Annotated in this window: 19 protein-coding genes; 11 read left to right on the top strand and 8 right to left on the bottom strand. The window is 68.2% G+C overall.

All coding sequences use genetic code 11. The annotated features are described in order from the left end of the window. Positions 1–93 precede the first annotated feature (93 nt). Together ER13_RS09730 and ER13_RS09725 are read right to left on the bottom strand one after the other, a co-directional pair. Positions 94–2,160: an OPT family oligopeptide transporter gene (locus ER13_RS09730; RefSeq protein WP_035308798.1), complete on the bottom strand. Its 2,067-nt coding sequence runs from the start codon at positions 2,158–2,160 to the stop codon at positions 94–96. Between the two features lie 77 nt (positions 2,161–2,237). Beyond that, positions 2,238–3,020, bottom strand: coding sequence for a phosphatase PAP2 family protein (locus ER13_RS09725; protein WP_035308796.1), 783 nt, complete (start codon positions 3,018–3,020; stop codon positions 2,238–2,240). A 139-nt stretch (positions 3,021–3,159) separates the two neighbouring features. Between ER13_RS09725 and mutM the strand changes: the two genes are divergently transcribed. The 5 genes from mutM (at position 3,160) to ER13_RS09700 (ending at position 7,654) form a co-directional block, all read left to right on the top strand. Continuing rightward, positions 3,160–4,023: a bifunctional DNA-formamidopyrimidine glycosylase/DNA-(apurinic or apyrimidinic site) lyase gene (gene mutM, locus ER13_RS09720; RefSeq protein ID WP_035308794.1), complete on the top strand. Its 864-nt coding sequence runs from the start codon at positions 3,160–3,162 to the stop codon at positions 4,021–4,023. A 19-nt stretch (positions 4,024–4,042) separates the two neighbouring features. Continuing rightward, complete coding sequence (locus tag ER13_RS09715; RefSeq protein ID WP_035308792.1) at positions 4,043–4,486, top strand: hypothetical protein; 444 nt, start codon at positions 4,043–4,045, stop codon at positions 4,484–4,486. 47 nt (positions 4,487–4,533) lie between these two features. Further along, the gene (locus ER13_RS09710) at positions 4,534–5,319 is read left to right on the top strand and encodes an enoyl-CoA hydratase (protein WP_035308791.1); all 786 of its coding nucleotides are present in this window, start codon (positions 4,534–4,536) and stop codon (positions 5,317–5,319) included. Between the two features lie 53 nt (positions 5,320–5,372). Further along, entirely contained in the window at positions 5,373–6,275 is a 903-nt protein-coding gene (locus tag ER13_RS09705; RefSeq protein WP_035308788.1) for an alpha/beta fold hydrolase, read from the top strand. A 71-nt stretch (positions 6,276–6,346) separates the two neighbouring features. Then, a complete protein-coding gene (locus ER13_RS09700) occupies positions 6,347–7,654 on the top strand; it encodes a hypothetical protein (RefSeq protein ID WP_035308786.1) in 1,308 nt (435 codons plus the stop codon). Here the strand turns inward: ER13_RS09700 and recQ are convergent. Both recQ and ER13_RS09690 read right to left on the bottom strand, forming a co-directional pair. Further along, on the bottom strand, positions 7,612–9,510 hold the full coding sequence (gene recQ / locus ER13_RS09695) for a DNA helicase RecQ (protein WP_035308784.1): 1,899 nt from the start codon (positions 9,508–9,510) through the stop codon (positions 7,612–7,614). The genes ER13_RS09700 and recQ overlap by 43 nt on opposite strands. 85 nt (positions 9,511–9,595) lie before the next feature. Further along, on the bottom strand, positions 9,596–10,573 hold the full coding sequence (locus ER13_RS09690) for a complex I NDUFA9 subunit family protein (RefSeq protein ID WP_035308782.1): 978 nt from the start codon (positions 10,571–10,573) through the stop codon (positions 9,596–9,598). Positions 10,574–10,688: 115 nt separating this feature from the next. Between ER13_RS09690 and ER13_RS09685 the strand changes: the two genes are divergently transcribed. Continuing rightward, positions 10,689–11,120 carry a DUF488 family protein gene (locus ER13_RS09685; protein ID WP_035308780.1) on the top strand — a complete coding sequence of 144 codons (432 nt, stop codon included), beginning with the start codon at positions 10,689–10,691 and terminating at the stop codon, positions 11,118–11,120. Positions 11,121–11,299: 179 nt separating this feature from the next. On the opposite strand, the gene ER13_RS09680 is transcribed toward ER13_RS09685, so the two are convergent. Both ER13_RS09680 and ER13_RS09675 read right to left on the bottom strand, forming a co-directional pair. Then, the gene (locus ER13_RS09680; RefSeq protein WP_035308779.1) at positions 11,300–13,255 is read right to left on the bottom strand and encodes a M1 family metallopeptidase; all 1,956 of its coding nucleotides are present in this window, start codon (positions 13,253–13,255) and stop codon (positions 11,300–11,302) included. Positions 13,256–13,339: 84 nt separating this feature from the next. Beyond that, positions 13,340–14,599, bottom strand: coding sequence for a multidrug effflux MFS transporter (locus ER13_RS09675; protein WP_035308777.1), 1,260 nt, complete (start codon positions 14,597–14,599; stop codon positions 13,340–13,342). Between the two features lie 128 nt (positions 14,600–14,727). Here ER13_RS09675 and ER13_RS09670 point away from each other — a divergent pair, with 128 nt between their 5' ends. The 3 genes from ER13_RS09670 to ER13_RS09660 all read left to right on the top strand — a co-directional run bounded on the left by ER13_RS09670 (position 14,728) and on the right by ER13_RS09660 (position 17,399). After that, on the top strand, positions 14,728–16,173 hold the full coding sequence (locus ER13_RS09670; RefSeq protein ID WP_035308775.1) for an AMP nucleosidase: 1,446 nt from the start codon (positions 14,728–14,730) through the stop codon (positions 16,171–16,173). A gap of 300 nt (positions 16,174–16,473) precedes the next feature. Next, entirely contained in the window at positions 16,474–17,097 is a 624-nt protein-coding gene (locus ER13_RS09665) for a hypothetical protein (protein ID WP_035308799.1), read from the top strand. Then, the gene (locus ER13_RS09660; protein WP_008264019.1) at positions 17,097–17,399 is read left to right on the top strand and encodes a transcriptional regulator; all 303 of its coding nucleotides are present in this window, start codon (positions 17,097–17,099) and stop codon (positions 17,397–17,399) included. Before ER13_RS09665 ends, ER13_RS09660 begins: the two co-directional genes overlap by 1 nt. Here ER13_RS09660 and ER13_RS09655 read toward each other — a convergent pair. Then, positions 17,396–18,229, bottom strand: coding sequence for an ABC transporter permease (locus ER13_RS09655; RefSeq protein WP_035308773.1), 834 nt, complete (start codon positions 18,227–18,229; stop codon positions 17,396–17,398). The two genes, ER13_RS09660 and ER13_RS09655, sit on opposite strands and share 4 nt — an antisense overlap. 265 nt (positions 18,230–18,494) lie before the next feature. On the opposite strand from ER13_RS09655, the gene ER13_RS09650 reads away from it, so the two are divergent. Continuing rightward, the gene (locus ER13_RS09650; protein ID WP_035308771.1) at positions 18,495–19,037 is read left to right on the top strand and encodes a GcrA family cell cycle regulator; all 543 of its coding nucleotides are present in this window, start codon (positions 18,495–18,497) and stop codon (positions 19,035–19,037) included. A 534-nt stretch (positions 19,038–19,571) separates the two neighbouring features. Here the strand turns inward: ER13_RS09650 and apaG are convergent. After that, positions 19,572–19,979 carry a Co2+/Mg2+ efflux protein ApaG gene (gene apaG / locus ER13_RS09645; protein WP_035308769.1) on the bottom strand — a complete coding sequence of 136 codons (408 nt, stop codon included), beginning with the start codon at positions 19,977–19,979 and terminating at the stop codon, positions 19,572–19,574. 81 nt (positions 19,980–20,060) lie between these two features. Here apaG and ER13_RS09640 point away from each other — a divergent pair, with 81 nt between their 5' ends. After that, positions 20,061–21,086, top strand: coding sequence for a 2'-deoxycytidine 5'-triphosphate deaminase (locus tag ER13_RS09640; protein WP_035308767.1), 1,026 nt, complete (start codon positions 20,061–20,063; stop codon positions 21,084–21,086). Positions 21,087–21,126 lie beyond the last annotated feature (40 nt).

The following is a 21,126-nucleotide window of genomic DNA, read 5'->3' as shown; positions in this document are numbered from 1 at the left end:
GGTCAGGTCTGTGATGTGTCGCCCTGCCGCTCCCACCCGGCTCCGGCTACGCCTCCGCCCCCCTCCCCCGCAGGGGGAGGGAGAATGTCAGAGTCACACCGCCTGGGCGCGGCTGCGGGTCCAGGCGTAGAGGCCGAACACCGCGACGGCGAAACCGATGATCCCCGCCAGCATGGCCGGCCAGGTCGAACCGTCCGGCAACATGGCGAAGGGGGCGTCGTCGCGGGTGGCCACGATCACCCCGGCGGTGAAGACGCCGAACAGGCTCTCGCCCACGATCAGCCCCGAGGCCAGCAGCACGCCCATGCGGCGCGCCACGTCGGCGTAACGGGTGCTGGACACGGCCTTGTCGTAGATCCAGCCGCAGACGGCGCCGATGACCAGCATGGTCGTGACGGCGGCGGGCAGATAGAAGCCGATGCCGACGGCGAGCGGCGGCAGCTTGACCTTGCCGTTCGTGGCCTTGGACACGACGGCGTCCAGCACGATGATGATCACGCCGATCACCGCGCCCAGGCCGATCAGGTCCCAGCGCAGATCGCCGCCGATGACGCCGCGCGCCAGGGCCGAGATCAGGGTGGCCTGGGGCGCCGCCAGGGTCTTGGCGCCCTCGACGATGGCGGGCGGCCCGCCCTCGAAGCCGAAGGCCTGGTTCAGCAGATTCAGGATCAAGGGAATGACGATGGCGCCGGCGCCGACGCCGACGATCAGGGCGACCTGTTGGCGCCAGGGCGTGGCCTCGACCAGTTGGCCGGTCTTCAGGTCCTGAAGATTGTCATTGGCTATAACGGCGACGGCGAAAACGACGGCGGTCACGATCAATGCGAAGGCGATGATCGACGGATCGGCCGGCACGCCCGCTATGGCCATGACGCCCAGCATCAGCAGCGAGGCGATCACGACCGCCAGGATGCCGACGCCCGAGACCGGGCTGTTCGACGAGCCGATCAGGCCGGCCATATAGCCGCAGATGGCGGCGACGGCGAAACCGATCAGGACGACATAGACCAGGCCGCCGATCACCAGCAGCGGGGTCGATCCCGCCAGGGCCGGGGCGCTCTGGGCGAACCAGGCCAGCAGGCCGGCGATGCCGACCAGGCAGGCGACCGAAATCGCGCCGACCAGTTTGATGGGCAGATCCTGTTCGGTGCGCTCCAGCACCTCGCCGTGGGCGCGCTTGGCGTTGGCGGCGAGGGCCGAGGTCAGGCCGCCGATCAGCGGTCCGGCCAGTTTGACCAGGGTCCAGATGGCGGCGACGCCGATGACGCCGGCGCCCATGAAGCGGACCTCGCGGCTCCAGACGGTCGCCGCCAGCTCCTCGGCCGGCGCGCCGGCGGGCAGGGTCGAGGCGATGGAGGGGATGCCGTGCGCCGTCAGCCAGGCGATGGTGTCGGGGCTGGTCAGGATCGGCACGGCGATTGCCCAGGCCAGGATCAGACCGAAAAGTTGGGCCAGACCCACCGTCAGGCCGATCAGATGGCCGGCGCCCAGAAGCGCGAACTGCATGCCGAAACCCATGCCGGTGGCGCCGCCGCCCAGGGCGGCCGGCAGCTTGAAGAATTTCGCCGCCTCGCCGGCGAAGACGCGACCCGCGACCAGCAGGGCGTAGCCGGCCGAGACGACAGCGCCGGCGACGACGATCCACAGACCGGACTTGTTCTCGCGCACCGCGCTCTCGGTCTGTTCGGCTCCGCGCGAGCCGACCTTCAGCACCTCGGCGGCGGCGACGCCCTCGGGGTAGGGCAGGCCGCCGTTGGTCACCAGGGCGCGGCGCAGCGGGATGGAGAAGGTCACCCCCAGCACGCCGCCCAGGATACAGATGGCCACCGACTGCCAGAAGGGAAACTCCAGCCACCAGCCGATCATCACCAGGCCGGGCAGGACGAAGATGATCGAACTCATGGCCCCGCCGACCGAGGCCACGGTCTGGACGGTCATGTTCTCCCAGATGGTCGAGGTGCGGAAGGCGCGCAGCACCGCCATCGATATGACCGCCGCCGGAATGGCAGAGGCGAAGGTCAGGCCGACCAGCAGGCCCAGATAGGTGTTGGCGGCGGTGAAGATCACCGCTAGCAGGCAGCCCAGCACAAGGGCGCGAAGGGTCAGTTCAAGCCGGCCCTTTTGGGCAGGGCTTTGGGGCGCAGCGGCGGCGTCAGTCATCGAGATCGGTTCCCACGTTCGACGCGGACGTAAGCCCATAACGCCGCCTGCGGCAACCGGTCACGCCCAGACAACGCTCAGGCGGGGAGGGGCTGCAGCCCTCGGAACCGCCGCCGCGCCCGACGAACCAGGCCGGGCGAGGCCACCGTCACCCGATACACCCCCGTCATGACCAGGGCGGTCAGGGCCCAGGACAGCAGGATGTCCGACAGGAAATGCCCCCCGAAGGCGAGCCGGTTCATCGACAGGGCGAAGGCGTAGACGACGGCGAGGGGCAGTACGACCGGCCGCCATTTCGCCGGCGTCACTACCAGCAGGACCCCGACCATCCAGGCCGCGCTGGAGCCCTCGCCCGAGACGAAGGAGCAGTTGGACTGGCAGGCGTCGCTGACCATCCAGACGGGGGTGAAGGCCGCGTCGCCGCCGAACTGGTCGATCTGAACCGGACGGGCGCGGCCCCACAGCCCCTTCAGCACCAGATTGACCACCAGGCCCGGCCCGACCGCGAGGGCGGCCAGGACGAAGACCGCGCGGCGCGCCGCGGCGCCGAGAGGCCGGCGATGCAGGGCGCGCCACGCCAGTCGGCCGATCACGCCCAGAAGCATAAGGGCCAGAACGAGGGAGGAGCTTTTGCGCAACGCCTTCAGCAGGGGATTGTCGGCCAGGAAGAAGCCGGCTTCGGGCCGGTAGAACAGACGGCTGACCGCAATATCAACGCCGGGAAAGGCCAGGAAATAGACGCTGACCGCCAAAACGGCCGCCGCCGCCAGGATCGCGGCGTCGTCGCGCGTCAGACCGACCGAACGAATCAGGTTCGAGACGCGGACGCCGGGCCGGCGGATGATGATCGATTGAGACACGTTCCCCCCGGAGTGCGCCTAAAACGGATGACAGACCAGGGTGTCGGCTGAACGTCGGTTCGAACAAGGTTTTCTGAAGATCGCAGCGGGGGCGGACGATCCGCTTGGCCCGCCCGTGTCGAGGCGCTAGGACCGGTCCATGCCTGAACTTCCCGAGGTCGAAACCGTCCGACGCGGCCTGACGCCCGTACTGGCGGGCGCGCGCCTGTCGCGGGTGCGGATCAACCGGCCCGATCTGCGGTTTCCGTTCCCGGAACGGTTCGTCGAACGGCTGGAGGGGGCGACGGTCCAACGGATCGACCGACGGGCCAAATATCTGTTGATGCCTTTGTCTAGCGGCGAGACCTGGATCACCCATCTGGGCATGACCGGCCGGTTCACCCTGGACGGAACCCAACTGGGCGAGTTCGAGGAGGCGGCGCCCATCGCCGGCAAGCACGAGCATTTCAGCGGCTGCGCCGTGCGCGACGGCGCCGCGACCCGCATCGGCTACGCCGACGCGCGCCGGTTCGGCTTCATGGGCCTGATCCCGACCGACCAGGTCGAGGTCCACCCGTGGTTCGCCGGCCTGGGCCCCGAGCCTCTGGGCAATGGTTTTTCCGGCGCGCACCTGGTCGAGGCCTTCGCCGGCAAGACACAGAACATCAAGGTCTCGCTGCTGGACCAGCGGATCGTCGCCGGACTGGGCAACATCTATGTCTGCGAGGCGCTTTACCGCGCCCGCATCTCGCCCCTGGTCGCGGCCGGATCGGTCTCGAAGGCGCGGCTGGAGCGGCTGGCCGCCGTCGTCCGCGACGTGCTGAACGACGCCATCGCCGCCGGTGGATCGACCCTGAAGGATTTCGCCAACGCCGAGGGCGGCCAGGGCTATTTCCAGCACCGGTTCGACGTCTATGGCCGCGAGGGTCAAGCCTGTCGGGGCGAAGGCTGCTCCGGCGTCGTGGCGCGCATCGTCCAGGGCGGTCGCTCGACCTTCTACTGCCCGTCCTGCCAGAAGACGTAATCCCGGAGAGGTCCGCACCATGCGCAAAATCCATCTGTGGATCAGTCTGGTGGTCGGCGTCCTGGTCTGGGGCGCCTATTTCCTTCATTTCGCTCAAGGTCTGCGCTCCGGCGATCTCGGGGGACTGATCTGGTGGTTTCTCGCCGCCCTGATCGTCGCCGTCGTCGCAGAAGGGGCCGCCACCGGGTTGATCGCCCGTCTGCTTCGACGGCGCACCCGTGCGCTGGACGACGGGCCGACGCTTCAGGCGGCGCTGAAGGCGGGGCATGTCGCCCTGATGCTGCTGGTCGGCTTGATCCTGCTCTCGGCCCTGGTTCTGGCGCTTTCATCCGTCTTCGGCTGGATGCTGGACCTGTCGGGCGCGCGCGGCCAGGTGATCGCCGCCAATCTGCTGCTCGGCATGGCGGTCGTCGCCGAACTGGTGCGCGCCGGCCTGACGCTGGCCTTGACGCCGCGCCGGTAGCAAGCCCGCCTTCGTCCCTGTATGACCGCGCTCAAAGGAGACCGCCCATGGCCGACGCCTATTCCACCCTGCTGATCGAACGCTGCGCCGACGGCTACGCCGTCGTGACCCTGAACCGGCCGGAGGCGCTGAACGCCCTGAACTCGACCCTGTTCGGCGAACTGGCGGCCTTCCTCGATGCGGTCGAGACCGACGACAGCGTGCGCTGCCTGATCCTGACCGGCTCGGCCAAGGCCTTCGCCGCCGGGGCCGACATCAAGGAGATGGCGGACCAGTCCTACGCCGACATGTTCAAGGGCAATTTCTTCGCCCTGGGCCATGACCGGATCATGCGCTTCCGCAAGCCGATCATCGCGGCCGTGTCGGGCTACGCCCTGGGCGGCGGCTGCGAACTGGCGATGTTGTGCGACTTCATCATCGCGTCCGAGACGGCGAAGTTCGGCCAGCCCGAGATCAATCTGGGCGTGGCGCCCGGCATCGGCGGCTCGCAGCGCCTGACCCGCCTGGTCGGCAAGTCCAAAGCCATGGACATGATCCTGACCGCCCGGATGATGGATGCCGCCGAGGCCGAGCGCGCCGGCCTGGTCAGCCGCGTCGTCGCCCCCGACGCCCTGCTGGACGAGGCCCGCGCCGCCGCGGCCAAGATCGCGGCCCAGAGCCCGCTGGCGGTGATGATGAACAAGGAACTGGTCAATGTCGCCCTTGAGACGACCCTGACCGAGGGCGTGCGGTTCGAGCGCCGCCTGTTCCACTCTCTCTTCGCCTTCGAGGACCAGAAGGAGGGCATGTCCGCCTTCGTCGACAAGCGCAAGCCGGACTTCAAGGGGCGATGACTAACGGTCGCGGCCGTCAACCGATCGCCGTGATCGTGCGTTAGGTGCGGGTCATGCGCCGTCTTCTTGCTCCGCTTTTCGCGATCCTGTTCGTCGTCCTGCCTGGCGTCGCCGCCGCTCGGACAACAGTATCGGCGTCTCTCGCCCCCGCCTTCCGCTCCGACCGGATCATCGTCGAGACGCGGGGCGCGGGGCCGGATATCGTCTTCATTCCGGGCCTGGGCTCAACCGGGGCGGCCTGGCGGTCGACGGCAGACAAGCTGGAGGGGCGGTATCGGGTGCATCTGGTCACCATCCGGGGCTTCGGCCAGACGGATATCGGCGCCAACGCCGGCGGCGCCCTGGCCGCGCCCGCCGCTCTGGAGATCGAACGCTACATCCGCGAACAGCGGCTTTCGCGCCCCGCCCTGATCGGCCATTCGCTGGGCGGCCAGATCGCGCTGCGGGTCGCGGCGGACATGCGGGACCGGATCGGCCGGGTGATGGTAGTCGATTCCGCCCCCTTCTTTCCGGCCCTGGTCGATTCCCGCGTCACCGCCCGCGAGGTCGAGCCCCTGGCGCGGCTGGGTTATCAGGCCCTGATGCTGTTCGGGGACCAGGCGCTGAAGGGCCAGGTTTCGGCCCTGGGCGGCGACCTCGGCCTGGCGGGCGACATGGTGTTCGACGGCCTGGGTCTGCAGGGCGGGGACCGGCGGGTGCTGGCCCAGGGCCTGTACGAAGCCCTGACGGTCGATCTGCGCCAACGGCTGCGCGACGTCACCGCTCCGGTCACGGTGGTCTATGGCTGGACGCGGGACACGAACAACCCGCGCAACCGGCTGGAGGGCCTGTACCGCTACGGCTTCTCCACCCTGCGCCGGCCCGCACAATTCGTCCGCATCGAGGGCGCCGACCACCAGGTCATGATCGACCAGCCCGCACGCTTTCAGGCGGCGGTGGAACGGTTCATGGGCTGACGTCTCTCTGACAATCTGGACGGGTCGTGGCGATCTTGGCATGATGACGCATCATTCGGGGGAATGTCGTCATGATCCGCAAATTCTTCGGCCTGGCCATGGTTGCGGCCGCCTTGTCCGCCTGCGCCACGACGGTCGATCCGCTGGTCGCCAACGCCCCGTTGAAGCTGGCCTTCACCGAACCCGTGCCCTCGCTGGAGACGCGGGCCGCGACAGGTGATCGCCAGGCGCAATACGCCCTGTCCTTCCTCAAGAAGCACGGCCTGCGCGGCGTGGCCAAGGATCCGGTCGCAGTCGAAACCCTCAGAGCGACGGCCGGCGCGCCCCACACCCGCACCATGCCCATCTATCAACCGGGCATAAACGGCAATCCCGGCACGCTGATCAATGTGCAGATCACGGATCCAGGCGTCAGCGACGCGGACGCGGCCCGCATGGACCTGTGCGGCTTGACCCTGCTGACCGCCATGCCTGGCCTGGGCGGTCAGCTGTGCGGCTCCCCCGCCGCCTATGCCGACCTCGTGCCGTCGGCGATTCTGGCGCGACAGGACCTGATGCTGAACCTGACGGTGGTCGATCCGGCCAGCGTCTCCGACTGCGGCGCGACAGGACCCTTGTGGACATCGGCGGGTATGCGGTTCGACGGCGGCGCCCTGGATGAGGCGGCCGCGGCGGCGGATCGGATCATTGCACTGTGTGGCGAGGGCGAGCTGTCGTGGCATGCGCGGGTCATGCGGGCGGTTCTGGCGACCCATGCGGGCGAGGCCGACAAGGCGAGGGTCCTTCTGGCCCCGGTCCCCCGACCCGCGCCCGCGCCCATCGGCGCCTACGCCAGTTTCGCGATGATGGACGCGCAGGCCCGTCTGGAGGATTGGATGGCCTATGCCGCCGAGCGTGACCGGTTGATCTCCGCGTCTGTTCAGGCGCTGTCGGCTGAGCCGGGGACGAAGGCCCTGGGTCGGTTCGAGGCGGCGGGGGCGAGCGTCGATCTGTTCGAGCGACAAAGCGTGATCCGTCCCGGCCTGACGGGGCTGATCGTCGGCGTCGTGCGTGCGTCGGATCCCAAGGCCTCGCCTCGCGCCTTCTGGCTGACGACCTCGCCCGACATGATGGGCGGGACGGTCCCCAGCTATTTCCTGGACGAGTATCGGTGCGACGGCCGCTCGGCCTTCAAATATTTCGACCACGGTTCGAAACAGCCGTCCGTCGAGGAGATCAAGGCCCTGATCGGCGAGGTGCTGCGGGGCGAGCTGACGGCGACCTCAGGTCTGTCGTTCAACGGACCGCCGTCTGCCTGCGCCTTCCCGGTGCAGGTCGCGCCGGGACTGGGCGACGATCAGTCGAGACCGCCCAGCGTCTCCAGCACCCCCTTGCCGTAGCGGTCCAGCTTCGACTGGCCGACGCCGGGCAGGGCGGCGAGGGCGGCGAGGTCGCCGGGCTCGGCGTGGGCGATTTCCAGCAGGGTCTTGTCCTGGAAGATGACATAGGGCGGGACGTGCTGTTCCGAGGCGCGGTCGCGGCGCCAGGCGCGAAGGGCCTCGAAACGGGCGCGGACGTCGGCGTCCATGGTCTCCAGCGCGGCGTTGCGGCCCTCGCCGGTGCGGTCGCGGCGATTGCGCGGATTGCCCGAGCGCGTGCCGGCGTCGTAGCCGGCGGGCACGCGGCGCACCTCGATCTTGCGCTCGGCCTTGTAGACGGCGCGCACCGCCTCGCCGTCGCCCAGACCGACCAGGGGCTTGCCGTCGTTCGGATCCTCGACCAGCAGGCCCTCGAACAGCAGGTGATCGACGATGTCGCGCCAGCCGTTGGGCGAGATGTCGGCGCCTATGCCCCAGGTGGACAGCTGCTGCTCCCACGGCTGGACCGCCTTGGTGCGGCCGGTCAGGTGGTCGACGATCCGGCCCCGGCCGAACCGGCCGCCTAGCCGCTGGACCGCCGCCAGGGCCTTTTGCGCGGGGACGGTCGCGTCATAGAGAAGCGGCGGGTCGCCGCAGATGTCGCAGACGCCGCAAGGCTCCGCGTCGGTCTCGCCGAAATAGCGGCGCACGGCCTGGGCGCGGCAGACGGCGCCGTCCAGCATGGCGAACAGCTGGCGGGCCTTGCGCACCTGAACCTGTTTGACCTCCTCGGCCATGGGGCGGCTGTCCAGCCGGCGCAGGGTCCAGGCGATGTCGGAGGGGCCGTACAGGGTGATGCCCTCGGCCGGTTCGCCGTCACGGCCGCCCCGGCCGATCTCCTGCCAATAGGCCTCTAGCGACCCCGGCGGATCGGCGTGGATGACGAAGCGGACGTCGGCCTTGTCCACCCCCATGCCGAAGGCGATGGTGGCGACCATGACGGCCCCGTCCTCGGCCAGGAACCGTTCCAGCCGGCGGTCGCGCTCCTTGGCGTCCATGCCCGCGTGATAGGCGATGGCGTTGGTCCCGGCGTCGCGCAGGGCCTGGGCCACACGGTCGCAGCCGTCGCGGCTGCCGCAATAGACCACGCCCGGCTTGCCGCGCCGCTCACGCACCAGTTCGATGACCCGGGCGTCGGTCTTGGCGCGCGAGGCGCTCTCCTTGCGCTCGGCCGACAGCTGCAGGTTGGGGCGGGCGAAGCTGTCGACGAAGACCTTGGCCTGTTCCAGCCGCAGCGAGCGCAGGATGTCGTCGCGGGTGCGGGCGTCGGCGGTGGCGGTGACGGCGATGCGCGGGACGTTCGGGAACCGCTCGGCCAGCAGACCCAGGTTGCGATAATCGGGCCGGAAATCGTGCCCCCATTGCGAGACGCAGTGGGCTTCGTCGATGGCGATCAGGCTCAGTGGCAGTTCGGCCAGTCGATCCATCATGGCCCCGGCCGCCAGGCCTTCCGGCGAGACGTACAGCAGGTCCAGATCGCCGGACCGGGCGGCGGCCCAGATCGCCGATCGCTCGTCCAGAGACACCCCGGAATCCAGCCGGGCGGCGGCGACGCCCTGCTGCTTCAGGGCCTCGACCTGGTCGGTCATCAGGGCGATCAGGGGCGAGACCACGAGGCCCAGGCCGGGGCGGAGGATGGCCGGGATCTGATAGCAGACGCTCTTGCCGCCGCCGGTCGGCAGCACGGCCAAGGCGTCGCGCCCGGCCAGGATCTCGGCCACCACCTGGCTTTGCAGGCCGCGAAAATCCCCATGGCCCCAGACGCGCGACAGCAGGGACCGGGCGTCGTCCAGCGTCGGGTCCTGGTCGGGGCGGAACTGGGTTTGCGTGGCGGGCATCCGAGAGTTGTGCACTATTTGTTCCGCCGTGCGAAGATCGCCCGGCCGTTTTCACGGCCGGGGCGTCAAACCGGCGAAGGGCGTGTCAGTGGGCGGGCGAGACGGCGAACTGGCCGCCGTCGCGATAGCGCCACAGATAGGAGGGGGCGATGGAGCCCATGCTGGTCGGATGAACCATGCCCAGGTCGGTCAGGCCGGCGGCGTCCGGCGAGACGATGTTGTCGGACTGAAGCATGACGACCTGATCGCGGGTCAGGGGCGGGGTCAGGCCCAGAAGGGCGACGGTCTGGAAAACCGAACCCATCAGGCGGGCGACGGGGAAGGGGATGGGCAGAAGCGGCCGATTGCGGCCGGTCTCGCGGCACACCAGCTCCAGCACTTCGCGGAAACTGTAGACGTCCGGACCGCCCAGTTCGAAGGTGCGGCCGGCCGCGTCGCCGCGGATCACGGCGCGGGCGACGGCCTCGGCCACGTCGCCGACATAGACCGGCTGGAACTGCGTCTTGCCGCCGCCGATCAGCGGCAGGGCGGGGGCCATGGTCGCCATGGCGGCGAACCGGTTCAGGAAGCCGTCGCTGGCGCCGAACACCAGCGACGGACGCAGGATGACGGCGTCGGGATAGACGGCGCGGATCTCGTTTTCGGCCTCGCCCTTGGTGCGGGCGTAGGCGGAGCGGCTGTTCGCATCTGCGCCGATGGCGGATATCTGGACGACGCGCTCCACCCCGGCGGCCTTGGACGCCTGGGCGATGTTCCTGGCGGCCTCGACATGGGCGCTCTTGAAGCCCCGCTTGCCGCCACCGTCGTGCAGGACGCCGACCAGATTGACCACGGCGTGCGAGCCGCGCACCGCCGCCGCCACGTCCTCGGCATTGGTCACGTCGCAGCGCATGAACTGGATCTGGCCCGGATCGCCCAGGGGCTGGACCTCGATGGCCAGAACCGGGTTGCGCACCGCCACGCGGATGCGCCAGCCGCGACGGGCCAGGGCGCGCACCGCCTGCGATCCGATGAAGCCGGATCCTCCGAAGAGGGTCACGACGCCGGGGGCGAGGTCAGCCATAGGGAAAGCTCCAGTCGAAATCCGTGTCGGCGGGATAAACGATAGGGCGCCGCACCGCAACGCGGCGTTGGACTGTCAAGCTGGCGATCGTGGCCGCCGCCCCTATCTGCGACCCATGAAAGTCTTCACAATCGGCTACGAGGGCGCGACCCAGGCCCAGGTGATCGACCGGCTGAAGGCGGCCGGGGTCGATCTTCTGGTCGATGTCCGCGCCGTCGCCGCCTCGCGCCGCGCCGGGTTTTCCAAGACGATTCTGGGCGAGAGCCTGAAGGCCGAGGGGATCGACTATCTGCATCTGCGCGGCCTCGGCACGCCCAAGGCGGGGCGGGATGCGGCCCGCAAGGGTCATGTCGCCGAAATGCGCGCCATCTTCGCCGACCATCTGGCCGAGCCCCAGGCCCAGATGGAATATGAGCGGCTGAAGGCGCTGGCGGGCGAGAAGCGCGTGGCCCTGCTGTGCTTCGAGGCCGATCACGCCGGGTGCCACCGCGCCGTCCTGGCGGAGCGGCTGTCGGATGAGGCCGGCGCGAGCGTGATCAACCTTTAGGGGCGGGGGGCGAGGCCCACCTTCCCCCGCTTGCGGGGGAAGTGTCAGGTCGTGGCGCGAAGCGACACGCCTGACGATGGGGGGAGTTTTTCTTCTGAAATCAGACTCCCCTCTCCGACCCTGGTTCGCTTCGCGAACGCCGGGCCACCTCTCCCGCAAGCGGGAGAGGGTCTTTTGCGTTACGGCCGGCCGACCAGTTGGTCGACCGAACCGCTGGTGACCGGGTGATACAGCGGCCGGGCCTCGGCGTAGATGCGGCGGGCGATGGGGCGGCCCCAGTCGCCCTCGTTCCACAGGGTCTGGAACAGGGGCAGGACGAACTTGCGCCGGCCCTGGCTGGTCAGGAATTTCTCCGCCGTGGCGACCGCAGGCTGATAGCGGTGGGCCAGGGCGATCTGCAGCCAGGCGAAGGTCAGTTCGCTGTTGCCTTCGTTCGCCAGGTTCAGGGTGCGCTCCAGATCCGCCAGCTGGGCGGGGGTCAGCCAGTCGGCGTTGGCGGCCAGGCCTTCGGGACGCCAGCCGAGGAAGCGCTGGCGCTGCTGGGTGTTCCACTCCGCCCACGGAATGGCGGAGGCCGGTCCCTTGTCCTTGAAGAAGGCCACGGCGGCCGCATCGACCGGGGCGAAGGCGTTCGACACCGGCGCCACGGCGTTGGACGGCAGGCCGGGCTGATAGACCCAGGCGTCCAGCTGCAACTGCGACTCCAGGGCGGCGTCGCCCTTCACCAGATGGGTGCGAATGTCCTCCAGGAACATGGCCGTGGTCATGGGCCGATAGGCGTTGCGGTCGAAATAGCCGCGCAGCCAGGCGTCGAACCTGTCGCGCCCCGCGATCCGCTCGATGGTGCGCAGGAAGGCCGAGCCCTTGTCATAGGCGATGGTGTTCATGCCGTCGTCGGGATCGCGGCCAGTCAGGTCGAGATGCAGGCGGGTGTCGGCGGCGGGCAGGGATTTCAGCTCGTCCTGCAGCCCGTCCCAGCTCAGCACCTGTTCCTGCACCGCGCGGTCATGGCCGTAGATCGACTCCATGATCCGGTTCTCGAAATAGGTGGTGAAACCCTCGTTCAGCCAGAAGTCGTTCCATGTGGCGTTGGTGACCAGATTGCCGGACCAGGAGTGGGCCAGCTCGTGCGCCACCAGCGAGACCAGCGACTGGTCCCCGGCGATGATGGTCGGGGTGGCGAAGGTCAGTTTGGGGTTCTCCATCCCGCCGAAGGGGAAGGAAGGCGGCAGGACCAGCAGGTCGTACCGGCCCCAGCGATAGGGGCCGTACAGTTTCTCGGCCGCGTCCACCATTTCGGCGGTCGGCTCCAGTTCGGCGGCGGCGGCGCGCAGGCGGCTGGGCTCGGTCCAGACGCCGGTCCGTTCGTCGAAGGGCGCGAAGGCGATGTCGCCGACGCCGATGGCGATCAGATAGGGCGGGATCGGATTGTCCATCCGGAAGCGCCAGGTCTTCATGCCATTCGCCGCCGCTTCGCCCTTGGGCGTCAGCTGGTCGGCGCTCATGACCACGGTCAGGTCGGCCGGGGCGGTGATGCGGGCCGAATAGGTCTGGCGGATGCCGGGGCTGTCCTGGGTCGGAACCCAGGTGCGGGTCAGGATGGCCTGGCCCTGGCTGAACAGATAGGGCTTCTGACCGCCCGCCGTCTGGCTGGGCGACAGCCATTGCAGGGCCGCCGCGTCGGGACGGGTCGAATAGCGGACGGTGATCTTGCGCCGTTCATTGGCGGCGAAGGCCGGGAAATAGACGGTCAGGGGCTGGCCCTTGATGGCGTCATTGTCGCCGACGACATAGCGCAGCGGTTGCCCTGAGGCGTCGCGCACGTCCTGGATGTCCAGGTTGCGGATGTCCAGGATCACCTCATTGGCGCCGGGGGCGGCCAGGATGTCCAGCGTCGCCGTCCCCGACAGGGTTTTGGCGTTGAAGTCGGCGGTCAGGTCCAGGGCCACGTCGACGACGCGGGCGATCTCGGGCCGGGCGTAGGTGTGGCTGTCGACCGCGTCGGGGCCGGGCGGGGGGGCGATGGCGGGCGGCGTCATCGACGCGGTTCCTCCGGTCGGGGTGGAACAGGCGCCGAGGCCGAGAACCGAAGCAAGGGCGAGGGCGGAGACGAGACCGAAGGCTTTGCGCTTCATCGAGGCTTTCCGGGGCTGACCAGAGGGGTTGGCCGGAGAACGCGCGGAAACGTCGAAAAGATCAAGCCTGCGGTCGGTAAAGCCTCAGTGCGCCGTCGCGCCGGGCGCGTGATGCGATCGGAACAGCCGGCCGCGTTCGGCGAACAGGACCCAGGCCAGGGCGATCAGGCCGAAGACGGTGAAGCCCAGCACCATGGGCACGGTGGTGCCGTTGAACTGTTGACCCACCGCAAAACCCAGCAGCGAGCCGAAGATGGTGGAGACGAAGCCCTGGATCGAGGCGGCGGTGCCGGCGATATGGCCCATGGTCTCCATGGCCATGGCGCCGAAGTTGCCGGCGATCAGGCCGAAGCAGAACATGGTCAGTGTCTGCAGCACGGCGAAGGTCCAGATCGATTCATGCCCGCTGATCGCCACGGCGGCGTGGATGGCCGAAATGGCGGTGAAGCCGATCAGGGCCGTGTGCGAGATCTTGCGCGATCCCAGCCGGACCACCAGCCGCGCATTGACGATCGAGGCCACGGCGATGCCGCCGGCGATCAGGGCGAAGACGGCCGGGAAGGCCGCCTCGGCGTCGAAGACGTCGGAGAAGATCTGCTGCGACGAGTTGATGAAGCCGAACAGCGCCCCGGTGATGGCCGTCATGGCCAGGGTGTAGCCGACGGCGGTGCGGTCGGTCAGGGCGGTCCTGTAGGCCGAGGTCAGGCGCTTCACCCGGATCGGCAGCCGATCCTCGGGCTTCAGCGTCTCGGGCAGACGAAGCGACGCCCAGACGATCAGGCCCACGCCGATCAGGCCCAGGCCCGCGAAGATCCAGCGCCACGGTCCGACCAGCATGATCAACTGCCCCAGCGACGGCGCCAGGATGGGCACGCCCAGGAAGACCAGGAAGCTGAAGGACATGACCCGGGCCATGGTGCGGCCTTCGTAGCGGTCGCGCACGATGGAGACGGCCAGCACGCGGGTGCAGGCGCTGCCCAGGCCCTGGCCGATCCGCGCCAGGATCAGCATGTCGAAGGTGGGCGCCAGGGTCGCCAGCAGGCTGAACACCACATAGACGCCGACGCCGAACAGCAGGACAGGCTTGCGCCCGAACCGGTCCGCCAGCGGGCCGTAGAACAGCTGGGCCCCGCCGAAACCGAGCAGATAGGCGGTCACCACCCACTGGCGGTCGTTGTCGGTCGCCACGTTCAGGTCGGCGCCGATGTGCGGCAGGGCCGGCAGCATCGAGTCGATCGCCAGGGCGTTTAGCGCCATCATCAGGGCGATCAGGCAGACGAACTCGACGAAGCCGGGCTCCTTCCTGGCGGGCTGGGCGGGCGGCGAGGCAGGTGCGGCGGACATGCCCGGCAGATGCCCGGCAATCGCCCGAACCGCAACCGCGCAGGCGTCATAAATTGCTGCAATGCAGCGAAATCGAGATTGAAGCCGCAACGCCTCGCCATTGTCACGAAGCTTCGCTAGAGGAAGTCATGACAGAACAGATGACAGCACAGGCGGCGCTGGACCGCCTCGAAACCCTCTACACCCAATCCGTGACCAACCTGCGCGACGCCGTGCGGGATTTCGTCGAGACCGGCGCGCGGCCCGATCCGCTGAAACGCGCCGAAGGGGTGTTCGCCTATCCCGAACTTCGCATCCGCTGGGACGGGGACCGTCCCCAGGACCTGGAGCCGCGCGCCTACGCCCGGCTGTCGAAACAGGGAACCTACGCCACCACGATCACGCGGCCGGACCTGTTCCGCCCCTATCTGACCGAACAGCTGGGCCTGCTGGAGCAGGAGTACGCCGCGACCTTCGAGGTCGGGATCTCGAAGCAGGAAATCCCCTTCCCCTATGTGACCGACGGGCTTGAGGTCGCGCTGGACCGGTCGATGACGGCGGCCCTGGCGCGCTGGTTCCCGACCACGGACCTGGCCCATATCGGCGACGAGATCGCCGACGGCCTGTTCGACATGGGCGGCGACTTCCCCCTGTCTCATTTCGACGGGTTGAGGACCGACTTCTCGCTGGCGCGGCTGCGGCACTACACCGGCACGGCGGTGGACGATGTCCAGTCCTATGTCCTGTTCACCAACTATAATCGCTACGTCGACGAGTTCGTGCGCTGGGCCATCGAGCAGCTTCAGACGCCGGGCACGCCGTATGAGACCCTGTCCTGCGCCGGCGGGGTGGTGATCACGCGCGACACGCCCAATCCCGAGGCCTCGATCAGCGACACGGCCTGGAAGAAGCACCAGATGCCGGCCTATCACCTGACCGCGCCGGGCCATAAGGGCGTGACCCTGGTCAATATCGGCGTCGGCCCGTCCAACGCCAAGACCATCACCGACCACCTCGCCGTCACCCGCCCGCATGTCTGGCTGATGATCGGGCATTGCGGCGGCCTGCGCGCCAGCCAGACCATCGGCGACTATGTGCTGGCCCACGCCTATCTGCGCGACGACCATGTGCTGGACGCGGTCCTGCCGCCGGACATTCCGATCCCCTCGATCGCCGAGGTCCAGCGCGCCCTGTACGATGCGACCAAGTCGGTCAGCGGCATGCCCGGCGACGAGGTCAAGCTGCGCCTGCGCACCGGCACGGTGGTCACGACCGACGACCGGAACTGGGAACTGCGCTATTCGAAGTCGGCGCTGCGTTTCAACCAGAGCCGGGCCGTCGCCATCGACATGGAAAGCGCCACCATCGCCGCCCAGGGCTACCGGTTCCGCGTCCCCTACGGCACCCTGTTGTGCGTCTCGGACAAGCCGCTGCACGGCGAGATCAAGCTGCCGGGCCAGGCCAACCGCTTCTACGAAGGCTCGATCTCGGAACACCTGCAGATCGGCATCCAGGCGGTGGACCTGATGCGGAACGAGGGTTCGCGCCTGCACTCCCGCAAACTCCGCGCCTTCGACGAGCCGCCGTTCCGTTAAGGGCGTCGTACGAAAGATAAGGGCGTCGCACGAAAGACCCTCTCCCGCTTGCGGGAGAGGTGGCGCGTTGATCGCGCAGCGATCCAGCGACGGAGAGGGAAGTCCAACTCAGACGCAAGACTTCCCCCATCGTCAGGCGTGTCGCTTCGCGCCACGGCCTGACACTTCCCCCGCAAGCGGGGGAAGATCTTTTCGTCGCTGGCGTCGAAAAGTCGGCGGCAAAGGGTCTGCGAAAAAGAACTTTACAAACCAAAGCGCATTGTACACCCTGTGATCCTCGGATTTCAGGAGGAGGGCGCCATGACGCGCGACGCACAGACTATTCAGGACGACATCGCCTATATGCGGGCCTTGGCCCACGAGGGGCGGCACGCGCCGTTGCTGGCGGGACGGTTTCTCGTCGCCGCGGCTCTTATCTTCGGCACGGCGAACATCGGCCAGTGGGCCATTCAATCTGGGGTGATCGACGTCAATCCGTGGGCGCAGCTCTGGCTGTGGATCGGGGCGGGGATTGTCTTCGCCATCGCCCTAGTCGTGCTGATCGGCCAACAGAAGGGTCGGCCGGGCAGCCAGTCTTCCGGCAATCGTGCGGTGGGCGCAGCCTGGTCTGGCGTGGGCTACGGCATTTTCGTCACCTGGCTGGGCCTGGTCGCGCTTTCGGTGAAGAGCGGGGACTGGGGCTGGATGTCGGTCATGCCGACGGTGGTGCTGGTGGCCTATGGTTCGGCCTGGATGGTCGGCGCGGCCATGAGCGGGGCGCGCTGGATGTCCCTGACCGCCCTGCTGTCCTATGCGGGCGCCGTCGGCGTGGCCTGGTTCATCGACAGTCCGGCCATCTATCTGATCTTCACGGTCGTCCTCGTCGCCGTCGCCTTTGTTCCCGGCCTGATCCTGATGCGGCAGGAACCGTCGGAGATCGTCTGATGACGGATGATTTCGATATCAGCCGGATCGACGAGGTGATCCACGGGCGGATCCGGCTGGGGATCATGGCCTATCTGTCGGGGGCCGAGGCGGCGGATTTCAACACGCTGAAGGCCCGGTTGCAGACGACCGACGGCAATCTGTCGGTCCATCTGCGAAAGCTGGAGGAGGCGGGCTTCGTCGCCGTGACCAAGAGCTTCGTCGGCCGCAAGCCCCTGACCGAGGCCCGGCTGACCGAAGAGGGCCGGACCGCCTTCGTCGCCTATCTGGACGCCATGGCGGGGCTGCTTCCGGCGCGCTAGCTCTTCAGACGCCAGCCCGAGCGGAACACCAGCCAGCAGACGACTCCCATGACGACCATCAGCACGGCCGAACCGATCACGCCGACCGTCAGGTTGCTCTCGGCATGGCCGATGAAGCCGTAGCGGAAGCCGTCGATCAGATAGAAGAAGGGATTGTAGCGGCTGAACGAGCGGAACGGCTCGGGCAGGTTGTCGACCAGATAGAAGGTGCCCGACAGGAAGGTCATGGGCATGACGATGAAGTTCTGGACCGCCGACAGATGGTCGAACTTCTCGCTCCAAAGGCCCGCCAGAATCCCGGTCATGCCCATGATGAAACTGGCGGCCAGGGCGAACCAGACGATGGCGAAGACATTGGCCACGCCGAGCGGCGCGAACGGCAGGACGCACAGGGCCGTGACCAGACCGACCACCGCCCCGCGCGTCGCGGCGCCCAGGGTGAAGCCCATCGTCAGCTCCAGCGGGCTGAGCGGCGGGGTCAGGAAGTCGGTGGCCGTGCCCATGATCTTGGCCTGGATCAGGCTGGACGAGGCATTGGCGAAGGCGTTGTTCAGCACCGCCATCATGATCAGGCCGGGCGCCACGAACAGGGCGAAGGGCGTGCCGTGCAGCGGCGGCCGGGCGCCCTGAAGCGCGACCACGAAGACCAGCATATAGAGCAGGGTCGTCACCACCGGCGCCGCCACCGTCTGGGCCCCCACCTTCCAGAACCGCCGCACCTCGCGCAGATACAGGGTCTGCACCCCGATCCAGTTGATCCCCGGGTAGCGTCGCGGCTGCGGCAGTCCGGCGGGGCGGGTGGAGATCAGGTCGGGCGTGGTCTCGGTCATGGCCGCCAGATGCGCTCTGAGGCCTGGCTTCGCAAGGTCGGGGTGACTCGTGATTGGTGAATCGTGACCTTCGCCGACCCACGATTCACGCGTCACGCCTGACGAACCCGTCTTAACCTTAACGAAGATTCAATATCTGGTTTCTGTGGACGGTTGATTCGCACATCTTGCGTCTCTTAATGGCTGGTTTACGATTAGTGGTAGGTCAAGACCCCGGAGGGGGAGCCTGGACCTAGATATTGAATCCAAACTCGCTGAGGGTGGCATGACCGCAGGCTGGACCGACGACCGCGTAGGCGCGCTGAAGAAGCTCTGGCTCGAGGGCCAGTCCGCGAGCCAGATCGCCAAACAATTGGGCGGCGGGGTCACCCGCAACGCCGTGATCGGCAAGGTGCACCGTCTGGGCCTGTCGGGCCGGGCCGCTCCGTCGCAGCCGGCGCGCACCGCGACCAGCTTCCGCACCACCCGCCCGCGTCCGGCCGCCCCGACCGCGACCCCGGCCCAGGCGCCCCAGGCTTCGGCTCCGCGCCGCCTGGAAGCCGTCTCGTCCAAGCCGGTCCCGCCGACGCCCCCGGCCGCCCCGATCCCGGACCTGCCGGGCACGGCCACGGTCATGACCCTGGGCGCGCATATGTGCAAATGGCCGATCGGCGACCCGTCCTCGCGCGAGTTCAGCTTCTGCGGCCGCCGCGCCTCGGAAGGCGTCTATTGCGTCGAACACGCCCGCGTCGCCTACCAGCCGCAAGTCCGTCGCGGCGCCAAGGAAAGCGGTTCGGACCTGGCCCGCAGCCTGCGTAGATACATCTAAGAGGCGCTATCGCGCTTCGCGCTACTTGAGCGCGGCGCTTCGCGCGGGAGCGCACGAATGCGCTCAAGCCGTGGGCGACCGCGTCGCGAACATAGCGCCACAAAGAGATGCTCTCTAGGGAGCCGACTTCCCCCTCGCCGGCCTGCGCAAGCGGCCGGCGAGACTTCAGGGGGCGGGGCTGCGGTTCATCCGGGTTGACGCAGCCCCATCCGCCTTGGTTGCGGTGCTTCCATCAGAAACGTCCCAACTGGTTGTAGAGAGCCACAGGCGGGCGTTAGCGAGTTCTTCAGCGGACGACGGCAGGTTGGCGTCATGAGCATACCGGACCGCGTCATCGTCGTTGGAGCCGCCCTTCCGGCCGCGCTTGGATTTCCCGCCGCGCTTGGCTTGACGCACGATCTTATGGTCTCAGGATTTGTCGGGCTGGCCGCCAGTCTCGTCGGCGTCGTCATCTCCCTGACGCCGCCCGTTCGCAGAGCGAGAGTGCGCCTGCTGCGGCGGAAATATCCCGCTGAATCGTAAACTATATAGACCTCAGTTCAACACCCGCCGCGCCTCCGGCGTGTCGAGCGAGAAGGCCGGGATCTCGGCCTCGAAGCTGCGGCCGTCCGCGTCCGTCATATAATAGGCGCCGACCATGGACCCGCTGTCGGTCGGCAGCGGACAGCCCGAGGCGTAGGCGTAGCTGGCGCCCGGCTCGATCACCGGCTGTTCGCCCACCACGCCGGGGCCGCGCACCTCTTCGACATGGCCGTGACCGTCGGTGATGGTCCAGCGGCGCGCCATCAGCTGCACCGCCGATCCCGTCAGGTTCACGATCTCGATCTGATAGGCCCAGACCCAGCGGCCCTCGTCGGGGTCCGACTGGCCCGCCAGATAGCTGGGCCGGACCCGGATCAGGATGCCGTTGGTTTCGGCGGTATAGGCAGGACCATCGTGCATGGGCTATATGCTCGCCCCGCCGCGCGCGGGCTGCAAGCGCGACTTGGAGACAAGCCGCGAAAACCGTGTGAGACAGACGCCATGAGTTTCTTCCAAGCGCCCCGTCCCGGCATCCTGCCCGCCCAGTCCATCGAGACGCTGATCGCTGCGGGCGCCATCACGTCCGACACCCCGTTCGATCATGACCAGGTCCAGCCGGCCAGCCTGGACCTGCGCCTGTCGGACCAGGCCTGGCGGGTCCGCGCCTCCTTCCTGCCCGGTCGGCGCAAGGTCGAGGAACGGATCGCCGACGTGGCCATGCACGCCATTGAGATCACCGACGCCGGGGTCGTCCTGGAAAAGGGCTGCGTCTATATCGTGCGGCTGCAGGAGCGGCTGAACCTGCCCCAGGGCCTGATCGCGCGGGCCAACCCCAAGAGCTCGACCGGCCGGGTCGATGTCTTCGTGCGCCTGCTGACCGATCAGGGCGCCAGTTTCGACGATGTGGCCGAGGGCTATGACGGCCCCCTCTATATGGAGGTCGCGCCCCAGACCTTCTCCATCCTGGTGCGGCCCGGCACCCGGCTGAACCAACTCAGGCTCAAGGCCGGCGATCCGCCCAAGCTGGAGACCCGCTCGGTCGGCGTCGATCTGCAAGGCGGCGACATCGTCGGCTTCCGGGGGCGTCGTCATGCGGGGGTGGTCGATCTGGATCATATCGACGGCCATGACCCGCGCGACTTCTGGGAGCCGCTGACGCTGCGCCGTGGCGAACTGCTGCTGGATCCGGGCGAGTTCTACATCCTGGCCTCGTCCGACGACGTCGAGATCCCGGTCGATCAGGCCGCCGAAATGACCCCCATCGATCCGTCGGTGGGCGAGTTCCGCGTCCACTACGCCGGCTTCTTCGACCCCGGCTTCGGCACGGACGAGGCGCACGGCGCGGGGTCCAAGGGGGTGCTGGAGGTCCGCACCCACGACACCCCCTTCCTGCTGGAACACGGCCAGATCGTCGCCCGCCTGGTCTACGAACCCCTGACCGAACGCCCCAGCCGCCTGTATGGCGAGAGCGGCAGCCACTATCAGAACCAGGGCCTGAAGCTGTCGAAGCATTTCAGGGCGTGGTGAGCCACAGGCCTCTCCCTCCCCCTGCGGGGGAGGGGGGCGG

The sequence above is a fragment of the Brevundimonas sp. EAKA genome (assembly GCF_000698025.1).
Classification (GTDB): domain Bacteria; phylum Pseudomonadota; class Alphaproteobacteria; order Caulobacterales; family Caulobacteraceae; genus Brevundimonas; species Brevundimonas mediterranea_A.
This window is presented reverse-complemented; position numbering and strand designations above follow the sequence as displayed.

What these genes read in the sequence shown, in the direction of transcription:
- ER13_RS09730 (WP_035308798.1), bottom strand. Translation starts at nt 2,160, where the DNA reads ATGACTGACGCCGCCGCTGCGCCCCAAAGCCCTGCCCAAAAGGGCCGG.
- mutM (WP_035308794.1), top strand. Translation starts at nt 3,160, where the DNA reads ATGCCTGAACTTCCCGAGGTCGAAACCGTCCGACGCGGCCTGACGCCC.
- ER13_RS09715 (WP_035308792.1), top strand. Translation starts at nt 4,043, where the DNA reads ATGCGCAAAATCCATCTGTGGATCAGTCTGGTGGTCGGCGTCCTGGTC.
- ER13_RS09710 (WP_035308791.1), top strand. Translation starts at nt 4,534, where the DNA reads ATGGCCGACGCCTATTCCACCCTGCTGATCGAACGCTGCGCCGACGGC.
- ER13_RS09705 (WP_035308788.1), top strand. Translation starts at nt 5,373, where the DNA reads ATGCGCCGTCTTCTTGCTCCGCTTTTCGCGATCCTGTTCGTCGTCCTG.
- ER13_RS09700 (WP_035308786.1), top strand. Translation starts at nt 6,347, where the DNA reads ATGATCCGCAAATTCTTCGGCCTGGCCATGGTTGCGGCCGCCTTGTCC.
- recQ (WP_035308784.1), bottom strand. Translation starts at nt 9,510, where the DNA reads ATGCCCGCCACGCAAACCCAGTTCCGCCCCGACCAGGACCCGACGCTG.
- ER13_RS09690 (WP_035308782.1), bottom strand. Translation starts at nt 10,573, where the DNA reads ATGGCTGACCTCGCCCCCGGCGTCGTGACCCTCTTCGGAGGATCCGGC.
- ER13_RS09685 (WP_035308780.1), top strand. Translation starts at nt 10,689, where the DNA reads ATGAAAGTCTTCACAATCGGCTACGAGGGCGCGACCCAGGCCCAGGTG.
- ER13_RS09680 (WP_035308779.1), bottom strand. Translation starts at nt 13,255, where the DNA reads ATGAAGCGCAAAGCCTTCGGTCTCGTCTCCGCCCTCGCCCTTGCTTCG.
- ER13_RS09675 (WP_035308777.1), bottom strand. Translation starts at nt 14,599, where the DNA reads ATGTCCGCCGCACCTGCCTCGCCGCCCGCCCAGCCCGCCAGGAAGGAG.
- ER13_RS09670 (WP_035308775.1), top strand. Translation starts at nt 14,728, where the DNA reads ATGACAGAACAGATGACAGCACAGGCGGCGCTGGACCGCCTCGAAACC.
- ER13_RS09665 (WP_035308799.1), top strand. Translation starts at nt 16,474, where the DNA reads ATGACGCGCGACGCACAGACTATTCAGGACGACATCGCCTATATGCGG.
- ER13_RS09660 (WP_008264019.1), top strand. Translation starts at nt 17,097, where the DNA reads ATGACGGATGATTTCGATATCAGCCGGATCGACGAGGTGATCCACGGG.
- ER13_RS09655 (WP_035308773.1), bottom strand. Translation starts at nt 18,229, where the DNA reads ATGACCGAGACCACGCCCGACCTGATCTCCACCCGCCCCGCCGGACTG.
- ER13_RS09650 (WP_035308771.1), top strand. Translation starts at nt 18,495, where the DNA reads ATGACCGCAGGCTGGACCGACGACCGCGTAGGCGCGCTGAAGAAGCTC.
- apaG (WP_035308769.1), bottom strand. Translation starts at nt 19,979, where the DNA reads ATGCACGATGGTCCTGCCTATACCGCCGAAACCAACGGCATCCTGATC.
- ER13_RS09640 (WP_035308767.1), top strand. Translation starts at nt 20,061, where the DNA reads ATGAGTTTCTTCCAAGCGCCCCGTCCCGGCATCCTGCCCGCCCAGTCC.